Below are 9,636 nucleotides of genomic sequence, written 5' to 3' on the forward strand. Positions count from 1 at the left end.
ATTTGGTCGCACCAACGAATATAAGCCATCCAAGTTTTTACTAGAATCTTTTTCAAGCTACATAACATAGCGCCTCCTTTAAGCTGACCATATCAAGGATAATATTGCTTATATTAGCTAAACATATGCTCAACTTCTAAAATTTAGGCAATAAAAAAGGCGGTTACCCGCCTTTAAGATTAACACTAACATCTAACTCGATTTTAGTTCTCACGAGTCTTGGCAAATTCGACGTCTGGATAACGCTCCATCGACAAATTCAGATTAACCATAGTTGGTGCGATGTAAGTTAAGTTATCACCGCCATCTAAGGCTAAATTAGCGCTACATTTACGACGGAACTCTTCTAGTTTACGCTCATCCTTACAGTAAACCCAACGCGCAGTAGATACACTAATGCCTTCATATATTGCTTCTACGTTGTATTCACTCTTAAGACGGCCAACAACCACTTCAAATTGCAGTACACCAACAGCGCCTACAATCAAATCATTGGTATCAAGTGGTCTGAAGACTTGCACAGCCCCTTCTTCAGCAAGCTGAACTAAGCCTTTCAGTAATTGCTTTTGCTTTAATGGATCTTTTAAGCGAATACGACGGAACATTTCAGGGGCGAAGTTTGGAATACCAGTAAACTTAAGCTTCTCACCTTGAGAGAAGGTATCACCAATTTGAATAGTACCGTGGTTATGTAGGCCGATAATATCGCCAGGATAGGCTTCTTCGACTTGCTCACGGTCGCCAGCAACAAAAGTTAACGCATCTGAAATACGTACATCTTTACCTGCACGAACGTGGTGCATCTTCATACCTTTTTGGTATTTACCAGATACAATGCGCATGAAAGCAACGCGGTCACGATGCTTAGGATCCATGTTGGCTTGAATTTTAAATACAAAACCACTGAACTTTTCATCTTCAGCTTGAATCTCTTTTGCTTCTGTAGCGCGAGGTTGTGGCTTAGGAGCCCACTCAGTTAACCCGTCTAGAACATGATCAACACCAAAGTTACCTAATGCCGTACCAAAATAAACAGGCGACAATTTACCACTGAGAAATGCATCTAAATCAAACTCATGAGAAGCACCAACAACAAGCTCTAATTCTTCACGTAAGATTTCAGCAAGTTCGCTACCAATAGCAACATCTAACTCAGGGTTATCAATACCTTTCACTGTGCGAACTTCTTGGATCATGTGGCCTAAACCAGATTGGTACAAAACAGCTTCGTCGCGGTGAATATGGTAAATACCTTTGAAAGATTTACCACAACCAATAGGCCAAGTAATTGGAGCACATGCAATTTTCAGCTCATTTTCTACTTCATCCATGACTTCCATAGGATCGCGAATATCACGGTCACATTTATTCATGAAGGTCACAATTGGCGTATCTCGTAATCGAGTCACTTCCATCAACTTTCGTGTGCGGTCCTCGACACCTTTCGCTGAGTCGATAACCATCAAACAAGAATCTACCGCTGTTAGAGTACGATATGTATCTTCAGAGAAATCTTCGTGACCAGGGGTATCAAGTAAATTGACTAAGCAATCACTATAAGGAAACTGCATGACAGAAGTCGTGATGGAAATACCACGATCTTTCTCCATTTCCATCCAGTCAGACTTAGCGTGTTGCTTAGAGCCACGGCCTTTAACGGTACCTGCAGTTTGAATAGCTTGTCCGAATAAAAGAACCTTTTCGGTAATGGTGGTCTTACCGGCATCTGGATGCGAAATAATCGCGAAGGTACGACGCTTATCGACCTCGACTGTGTGAGCTGACATGAGTTACTTTGCCCTAGCGTGATAAAAATGGCGCAAATTATAGCGTTTCCGAGGATAGTTGGCTAGGTAAAGTCTTAAAGATTGCCATAAGACGTAAATAGGTTGTGATATGTAAAACATAGAAGGTTAAAAATAAAAAAGGCTAACGATTTTGTCGTTAGCCTTATCACGTCATTTAGATAGTCGCTATTGAGCCTTTGCCATTTCTATTTCAGCTATTTTTTGCTGAGTTTGTGCAAGCTCTATTCGCGCGTAACGATGTTCAACAAAATCATAAATATTGGTTGCTAACGTTAGACGATAATAATCAATCGCTAATTCATAATCTTGTTGCTCTACCGCTTTCTTAGCCAAGTAAAAATAGGTTTCACATAAACGCTCAGTATATTCTTTAGGCTGAGTCAAATTCTCTTTAGCCGCCTCGAAAACTTGCTCTTTAGTCAAAGTACCTAAATAGTAATCAACCAGTACAGTTGACCAAGCTTGATCGTTTAATGATTTTCTGTTCTCAACTAATGCTAATTGAGCATTTTCAACACTTCGAGGAGAGTCCACTAAATATAACCATAATGCACGATATCCATCAGATGGTTCTTTTGCTAAAAAAGCCTGCATGTCTTGTGCTGCTAGCTCATAGCGCTCACCATAATATAAGGCGATACCGCGATTTAAATAGGCATAATCATACTCAGGAGATAACTCTAAAACACCATCGAAAGACTCATAAGCACTTTCAAATTCACCTTCTTGAGTGTAATAAATCCCTAGAAAGTTATAGGCATCGGCAAGGTTCGGCTGAAGTTTAATTGCTTGATGGAAATCAATCCGAGCTAATAAACGAAGTCCTACACTGTCGTAAATCACACCACGGTCATAATGAAAACGAGCGCGTTGCTCTGCGGTCAGTTCCATTGTGCCCAAAATCTCATTGAGCTTAGCCAGAGTCACTTCTAACTTGTAGTCAGGAACACTAGGAGCCACCATAACTTTGCCTGCAGCAGCACTATCTGCACTACCAGATAAAGAAGCACAACCTGACAATAACATACTGGCACCCACACATAATGCGACAACTGTGGTACGTAATTTCTGTTCCATTTAAATACCTTATCAGGTTCTATAATTACTTTGCATCATATCAACCTATCCCCATCAGGGCTATGCAGATACTAATAATTTTTCATATACATAATATCATGAAGTAAAAGGTCAAAAATTCTTAAAGCATATTTTAAAAATGTTGATTCAATGATGTGACCATCACTTTCAATAAAGGGTTCAATAATAAAGCTAACTATGCCAAGTAAAACTATTATCACAAATTATAGGAACAAAAAAGGAGACCCTAAAGTCTCCTTAATATAGTAAAGCATGTTGTCAGATATTATTCCGCAGCAGCTTCTTCTTTTGCGTTAGCTTCTTTGATAGAAAGTCTTACGCGACCTTGACGGTCAACTTCCATCACTTTAACGTCGACTTCTTGATTCATTTCAAGGTGGTCAGAAACGTTAGCAACACGCTCTTCACTGATTTGTGAAATATGAACTAAGCCATCTTTACCAGGTAAGATGTTAACAAACGCACCGAAATCAACGATACGGATAACTTTACCTTTGTAGATACGACCAACTTCAACTTCAGCTGTGATTTCTTCGATACGACGGATAGCTTCTTTCGTAGCATCGCCATTTGAAGAGGCAATCTTAACTACACCATTATCATCAAGCTCGATCGTAGTTCCAGTTTCTTCAGTAAGTGCACGAATCGTAGCACCACCTTTACCAATCACATCACGGATTTTCTCAGGATTAATCTTGATAGTCGTGATACGTGGAGCGTGGTCTGAGATATCTTCACGTGGACCAGCAATTGCTTGATCCATTACGTTTAGGATATGAACACGTGCGCCATATGCTTGCTGAAGTGCGATATCCATAATCTCTTTAGTGATACCTTCAATCTTGATATCCATCTGAAGAGCAGTAATACCGTCACGAGTACCAGCAACTTTAAAGTCCATGTCACCTAAGTGATCTTCATCACCTAAGATGTCAGAAAGAACAACAAAGTCATCGCCTTCTTTAACTAGACCCATTGCAATACCAGCAACTGAAGTCTTGATTGGTACACCCGCATCCATTAATGCTAATGAAGTACCACAAACAGAAGCCATAGAGCTTGAACCGTTTGACTCAGTAATTTCAGATACTACACGAACACTGTATGGGAATTCTTCAGCAGATGGCATAACTGCAGCCATACCACGCCAAGCTAACTTACCATGACCGATTTCGCGACGCTTAGGTGAACCTACCATACCTGTTTCACCAACAGAGTATGGAGGGAAGTTATAGTGAAGCATAAAGCGGTTAGTGCGCTCGCCCATGATGCTATCAATCTTTTGTGCATCACGTTCTGTACCTAAAGTACAAGTTACTAGTGCTTGAGTTTCACCACGAGTGAACAATGAGCTACCGTGAGTACGTGGAAGTACACCAGCTAATACATTCAATGCACGGATCATATCTGGTTCACGGCCATCGATACGTGGCTTGCCACTGATGATACGACCACGAACAACTTTTTTCTCAAGACTGCCAAGTAAACCATCAACTTCGCGAGTATCCACATCAGGGTTGTTTGCAATTAATGCTTCTTTAGCAGCAGCTTTAACAACACCAACTTGTGCATAACGATCTTGCTTAACTTCGATTTGGTAAGCAGCAGTCAGGCCTTCTTCAGCTAACTCTTTAATTTGAGCAACTAAGTCTTGATCTTGAACTGGAGCAGTCCAATCCCATGCAGGCTTGCCAGCTTCTGCTTTGAATTCTGCAATAGCTTGAACAACAACTTGTTGTTGGTCATGACCGTAAGTCACAGCGCCAAGCATGATTTCTTCAGCTAATGATTTAGCTTCTGACTCAACCATAAGTACTGCTGATTCTGTACCAGCAACAACTAAATCAAGATCACTTTCAGCAATTTGATCTACAGTTGGGTTTAATAAGTATTCACCATCAATGTAACCAACGCGAGCCGCGCCGATAGGACCATTGAATGGAAGACCTGAAATAGACAGTGCAGCTGAAGTACCAATCATTGCAACCATGTCAGGTTCAATTTGAGGATCAACAGAAACAACTGTAATGATCACTTGAACTTCGTTTTTAAAACCGTTCGGGAATAAAGGACGAATTGGACGGTCGATTAAACGAGCAATCAGTGTTTCATCTTCAGAAGGACGGCCTTCGCGCTTGAAGAAACCACCAGGGATTTTACCTGCTGCGTAGGTCTTTTCTTGGTAGTTAACTGTTAATGGGAAAAAGTCACGGCTAGGATCCGCTGCTTTTTTACCAACAACTGTTACTAATACAGTTGTGTCGCCCATGCTCGCTAGAACTGCAGCGTCTGCTTGACGTGCAATAACACCTGTTTCTAAGGTGACGGTATGTTGACCATACTCAAAACTCTTTACTATTGGATTCACTTGACCCATTCCTTAATTATTTACCTTTAAATTACGCGCATAAGTATACTGCAATTTTTTACAATAGTTAAAGCGCATCGCAATATACCACTAAAAAATAATTAAAATTAATCTTCAAAGAGCCGATATAGCGACCAAATGTGGCACTGAATAGATAACTTAACCACAGCCAGCCATATCAAACACCATTTCTGATGATGAATTTGCTCAATAGATATCAATTGTGACAGCTATATTTAATGACTTTTAATCTTATTTTGTCTAGAGTTAGGTGTTGTTGTAACTAAATAAGAATATCAAAATAAGAATATCAAAATCATAGAGTTCAAGATGTTAAATATATCATTTATGCTTAAAGCTATGATTATCCAATAAACAAATGGAATCGTTTGAATGACACAAAGGTTTAAGTCTCTGACATGGAAGCAAACTAACTTAGTTGTATTTACCGCTTTGTTTTTTGCTATTGCCATATTTATCGTCGAGATTGCACTCGTTGTTGTAACGACAAAACAGCAGCTTACCGCTTCGCAACAAGAGCTGCTCAATTCCGTAGAACAAACTGCATCTAATGCTGTATGGGCACTAGATGACAAACAAACTGAACAAACCCTCGAAGGTATTATCAAAATTGATAATATAAGCTCAGCGGTTATCACCCTTGATGACGGTAGTTTATTCGTTACAGCAAGTAATAAAGTATCAAATTTTTCAAAAAGCTATGACAATTTAAGTCATTTTTTATTTAATGATTTAAATGAAATATCACGGCCTCTGTATAGGCCATTTTATTTTGAGGGTAATAAAAAACAGCAACTCATTGGCACTTTAACCATCTTTTACAACACACAAGAGATGACCAACAACCTGTTTAATCAACTTCAATTGGGCTTTATTGCCACCCTTGCCCGTGCGTTATTGCTGACACTAGTACTTACAATCGTTTTCCACCGATTTCTTACACAACCTATAGCTAGGATCAGCGAAGCCATTGATAAAATTGATCCTGACTTACCGGACGAAAATTTGTTGCCAATGTCCACAGCTCATAAAGATGATGAGTTAGGACTGGTGACATCTAAGTTTAACCAAATTTTATTACAGTTTAGCCAAACTCAAAATAAACTCCGAAAAATGGCAACTCGCGACCCGTTAACTAGCCTGCCAAACCGAACACTTTTGCTTGAAACCCTCAATGTCACCATTCAACGAGCTAGAGTTCATAAGAGACATTTCGCACTCTTGTTTATCGACTTGGATCGCTTTAAAAATATTAATGACTCATTAGGCCATGCCATTGGTGACCAATTCCTTGCCCGAGTTGCACGAATTTTAGAAACCGTTGTTGGCGATCGTGGTAGTGTGGCGAGGCTCGGTGGAGATGAATTCGTCATTGTTGCAGACGATATTGAAACTCCTGATCAAGCTGCTGACTTTGTGGATAAACTTCAACAACAACTTAATGCTCCAGTACAACTCAATGAGCATGCTATACACCCTGCTGCCTCAATTGGTATCTCAATCTACCCAGAAGATGGCTCAGATGCAGAAGATCTGATTAGGCATGCTGATATTGCAATGTATAGTGCTAAAGCTGCAGGTTCAAACCAGTGGGCTTTCTTTAAGCAGCAAATGACTGAAAATGCAGCTGTCAGACTTAGAACAGAAGCATCGCTCCATGACGCACTAAAGCACAATGAATTTTTACTCTACTTTCAGCCTAAATTAGACCTTAAAACCAATCGTGTAATTGGCTGTGAAGCGCTTATTCGTTGGCAGAAAAATGGCGAACTTGTTCCCCCAATGTCGTTTATTCCTATCGCTGAAGAAACTGGAATTATTATTCCCATTGGTAGATGGGTTATCGAGCAAAGTTGTAAGGTGATTCGCGAATGGGAAAAGAAATATAACTACGCGATTCCTATTGCTGTTAATGTTGCCTCACAGCAATTTGCTGATGCCAGTTTAGTTTCTGATATTAAGCAAATGGCGCTTCGTTATCAGATCCGGCCTGAGTTGCTAGAAATAGAAATAACCGAAACATCGTTAATGAATGATGTTGACCAAGCTATTGCAAAACTAGAACAGTTAAAAAGTGCCGGCTTTGGTATAGCTGTAGATGACTTTGGTACGGGCTACTCTTCACTATCTTATTTACGTCACTTACCGATTACCACAATGAAAATTGACCGTGGTTTTGTTTCAGATTTACCTCACGATGCTGCTATAGCATCTACCATCTTAATGCTGGGTCAACACCTTAAACTAGATATTGTCGCAGAAGGTATTGAAAATGAAGAACAACTAGAATGGCTTCAGCAGCACAATTGCCAAATAGGTCAAGGCTTCTTTTTCAGCAAGCCGTTACCACTAGAAGAATTTGAGTCAAAATACTTTGTAGAAGTGCCTGTTCAGTTAGAGCAAGTTTAAAGCTCAATTCAACTCAACCTATGAGTTGAGCAATTAAATCTAGTCATAAATTTTACCCAATAAAAAAGGAGGCATAAGCCTCCTTTTTTACGGTTTGAATTTGAACACGTTAACCATGCTCAAATTAAACGTCGATATTAACGACGTAAACCTAACTTCTGGATAAGAGCAGTATAACGAGCTACGTCTTTACGCTTTAAGTAAGCAGTAAGTTTACGACGTGCGCTAACCATACGTAATAGACCACGACGTGAATGGTGATCATGGATGTGCTCTTTGAAGTGACCTTGTAGATGGTTAATCTGCGCAGTCAATAAAGCTACTTGTACTTCAGTAGAACCAGTGTCGTTTTCGCCACGGCTATATTCAGCTACGATAGCAGCTTTTTGTTCATTACTTAGTGACATATTTATCTCCAGAAAAAATTAAATTAACTCTAGCCAATCACTAACTCAGCCAGAGGGGGCGACATTCTAACTATATTCAGTCACTATCGCAATAAAAAACACCGATCAGCTTATAAAACCTATTAACTAGTCGTTACTGTGATCAACAACCAAACGTTTCGGAGCTAATAAGCCGTCATCATTCATCACGCCAATGCCTATAAACTCGCGAGCTTCACCCAAGGTCATTCTTACTAATTCATCAGCTTTTAAACCTGATGCTTGTACTGGTTGACCCTGCATAATGAATTGCCCACTTGCCTCAGGAATATTAACCTCAGGAAAATTAGCAACTGCTGTGTCCATTGGTAATAGCAGTTCGTCGAGTACAGCAAAAGAAGTTTCATCTTCTTTATCTGTGCCTTCAGCAAGCTCTGTTAGTTGTTCAAGTGACACCATTTTCGCATACGGATAATCAGCAACTTGCGTGCGCCTTAGCATAGTGACATGTGCGCCACAACCTAGCATTTCGCCCAAGTCATCGATGATTGTGCGAATATAAGTACCTTTCGAGCAGTGAATATCAAGAGTTAAGTCATCACCTTCAAGACTCACAAATAACAATTCAAAAACTGTTATAGGACGTGCTTCGCGAGGAACTTCGATTCCTTCACGGGCATACTTATAAAGCGGCTGACCTTGATATTTTAATGCTGAAAACATTGAAGGCACTTGCATGGTGTCACCACGAAAATGCTCTAACGAATCCTCTAGCAACTTTTGTTCAAACTTGACAGGTCTAATTTGAACAACTTCGCCGTCTGAATCACTGGTGTCAGTTCGCTCACCTAACTTGGCTGTCACCAAATAACGTTTATCAGCGTCAAGAAGATGCTGTGAGAACTTAGTCGCTTCGCCTAAACAAACAGGTAGCATACCTGTAGCTAAAGGGTCTAAAGCACCAGTATGGCCAGCTTTATTCGCATTATAAAGACGTTTGACGCGTTGCAAAGCATGGTTAGAACTGATGCCAGTACCTTTATCTAAAAGGACAATGCCATTAATAAAACGACCTTTGCGACGACGAGCCATTAATCTTTATCCTCAGGCTTTTCTTCAGAAGCGTCAGCTTCTTCAGAACCAAACTCTTCATTTCTTGCTTTATCTTGCTTAGCTTTGTCTTGTGTAATCACTTGGCTAACAAGGTTAGACATGCGCATACCTTCAACAAGCGAGCTATCGTAAACAAAACGAAGCTCAGGCATTACACGTAGTTTCATGCGGCTAGCAACCAATGTTCTTACATAAGGCGCTGCAGCTGTAAGAGCTTCAATTTTTTGATCAACTAACTCTTGATCTTCTTCAAAGAAAGTCACAAAAACTTTCGCAAAGCTTAAATCGCGAGAGACATCAACATCGTTTACTGTCACAAAGCCAATTCGTGGATCTTTCATATCACGCTGTAATATCATCGCAAGCTCTTGTTGGAGTTGCTGCGCGATACGGCGAGTACGACTAAATTCTTTTGCCATAACATTAATACCTT

At 40.1% G+C, this 9,636-nt stretch carries 7 protein-coding genes; 1 reads left to right on the forward strand and 6 read right to left on the reverse strand.

Annotated elements, in window-relative coordinates:
• Nucleotides 1-203 precede the first annotated feature (203 nt).
• The 3 genes from prfC to pnp form a co-directional block, all read right to left on the reverse strand.
• Nucleotides 204-1,787 (reverse strand): peptide chain release factor 3, encoded by a 1,584-nt coding sequence (prfC, locus tag K5Q58_RS05270; RefSeq protein WP_220752917.1) that lies wholly within the window; start codon nucleotides 1,785-1,787, stop codon nucleotides 204-206.
• 186 nt (nucleotides 1,788-1,973) lie between these two features.
• Nucleotides 1,974-2,885 carry a lipoprotein NlpI gene (gene nlpI / locus K5Q58_RS05275; RefSeq protein WP_220752919.1) on the reverse strand — a complete coding sequence of 304 codons (912 nt, stop codon included), beginning with the start codon at nucleotides 2,883-2,885 and terminating at the stop codon, nucleotides 1,974-1,976.
• A gap of 286 nt (nucleotides 2,886-3,171) precedes the next feature.
• The gene (pnp, locus tag K5Q58_RS05280; protein ID WP_220752921.1) at nucleotides 3,172-5,274 is read right to left on the reverse strand and encodes a polyribonucleotide nucleotidyltransferase; all 2,103 of its coding nucleotides are present in this window, start codon (nucleotides 5,272-5,274) and stop codon (nucleotides 3,172-3,174) included.
• 393 nt (nucleotides 5,275-5,667) lie between these two features.
• On the opposite strand from pnp, the gene K5Q58_RS05285 reads away from it, so the two are divergent.
• Complete coding sequence (locus K5Q58_RS05285) at nucleotides 5,668-7,704, forward strand: bifunctional diguanylate cyclase/phosphodiesterase (protein WP_220752923.1); 2,037 nt, start codon at nucleotides 5,668-5,670, stop codon at nucleotides 7,702-7,704.
• 137 nt (nucleotides 7,705-7,841) lie between these two features.
• Here K5Q58_RS05285 and rpsO read toward each other — a convergent pair whose 3' ends face one another.
• From rpsO to rbfA, 3 genes are all read right to left on the reverse strand, one after another.
• Nucleotides 7,842-8,111 carry a 30S ribosomal protein S15 gene (gene rpsO, locus K5Q58_RS05290; RefSeq protein WP_055023715.1) on the reverse strand — a complete coding sequence of 90 codons (270 nt, stop codon included), beginning with the start codon at nucleotides 8,109-8,111 and terminating at the stop codon, nucleotides 7,842-7,844.
• A 126-nt stretch (nucleotides 8,112-8,237) separates the two neighbouring features.
• The gene (gene truB, locus K5Q58_RS05295) at nucleotides 8,238-9,182 is read right to left on the reverse strand and encodes a tRNA pseudouridine(55) synthase TruB (RefSeq protein ID WP_220752924.1); all 945 of its coding nucleotides are present in this window, start codon (nucleotides 9,180-9,182) and stop codon (nucleotides 8,238-8,240) included.
• Nucleotides 9,182-9,622 carry a 30S ribosome-binding factor RbfA gene (gene rbfA, locus K5Q58_RS05300; RefSeq protein WP_220752930.1) on the reverse strand — a complete coding sequence of 147 codons (441 nt, stop codon included), beginning with the start codon at nucleotides 9,620-9,622 and terminating at the stop codon, nucleotides 9,182-9,184. Before rbfA ends, truB begins: the two co-directional genes overlap by 1 nt.
• Between the last annotated feature and the right edge of the window lie 14 nt (nucleotides 9,623-9,636).

It is taken from the genome of Shewanella sp. KT0246, from assembly GCF_019654955.1.
Taxonomy (GTDB): domain Bacteria; phylum Pseudomonadota; class Gammaproteobacteria; order Enterobacterales; family Shewanellaceae; genus Shewanella; species Shewanella goraebulensis.

Excerpts from the sequence above, each read along its gene's own strand:
- truB (WP_220752924.1), bottom strand. The coding sequence starts at position 9,182 with ATGGCTCGTCGTCGCAAAGGTCGTTTTATTAATGGCATTGTCCTTTTA.
- prfC (WP_220752917.1), bottom strand. The coding sequence starts at position 1,787 with ATGTCAGCTCACACAGTCGAGGTCGATAAGCGTCGTACCTTCGCGATT.
- rbfA (WP_220752930.1), bottom strand. The coding sequence starts at position 9,622 with ATGGCAAAAGAATTTAGTCGTACTCGCCGTATCGCGCAGCAACTCCAA.
- K5Q58_RS05285 (WP_220752923.1), top strand. The coding sequence starts at position 5,668 with ATGACACAAAGGTTTAAGTCTCTGACATGGAAGCAAACTAACTTAGTT.
- nlpI (WP_220752919.1), bottom strand. The coding sequence starts at position 2,885 with ATGGAACAGAAATTACGTACCACAGTTGTCGCATTATGTGTGGGTGCC.
- rpsO (WP_055023715.1), bottom strand. The coding sequence starts at position 8,111 with ATGTCACTAAGTAATGAACAAAAAGCTGCTATCGTAGCTGAATATAGC.